Origin of the sequence: Streptococcus suis, from assembly GCF_002960445.1 — a bacterium.
Classification (GTDB): Bacteria; Bacillota; Bacilli; order Lactobacillales; family Streptococcaceae; genus Streptococcus; species Streptococcus hyiners.
In genome coordinates this window covers 1-319 of record NZ_POJD01000271.1, presented here as the reverse complement: position 1 = coordinate 319, position 319 = coordinate 1, and the positions used below count along the sequence as shown (strand labels likewise).

Annotated in this window: 1 protein-coding gene and 1 pseudogene; both read left to right on the top strand. The window is 36.7% G+C overall.

The window, feature by feature from the left end; translation table 11 throughout:
• Positions 1-77: pseudogene (locus tag C1G53_RS13610) on the top strand (cysteine desulfurase); the annotation flags it as partial.
• A gap of 1 nt (position 78) precedes the next feature.
• Positions 79-282 carry a DUF4649 family protein gene (locus tag C1G53_RS09625; protein WP_012775154.1) on the top strand — a complete coding sequence of 68 codons (204 nt, stop codon included), beginning with the start codon at positions 79-81 and terminating at the stop codon, positions 280-282.
• Positions 283-319 lie beyond the last annotated feature (37 nt).

The following is a 319-nucleotide window of genomic DNA, read 5'->3' as shown; positions in this document are numbered from 1 at the left end:
ACAAGGTTATTCAAGAAAAATTCTATTTCCTCATGGATAGCTTGATTGACCGTGACATCTTTACAAAAGAGAGTTAGTATGATTGAAATTCACTATCTTGACGCTTACAAGCAAGAACGTATCCAAACATTTGAGAATAAGGATGCAGCCATTCTGGCTTTTTCCGGTTGCTTAACCCTCCCAGACTATTATCCAGTTACCAGCATTACACAAAACGGACAAGCTCTGGATTACAAAGGGACAATCGGAGATCTCTATCGCTATTTACAAACACTAGATTAGACAGTTTCCTGTTTAATCTTTTTTTAAAATCAATCTG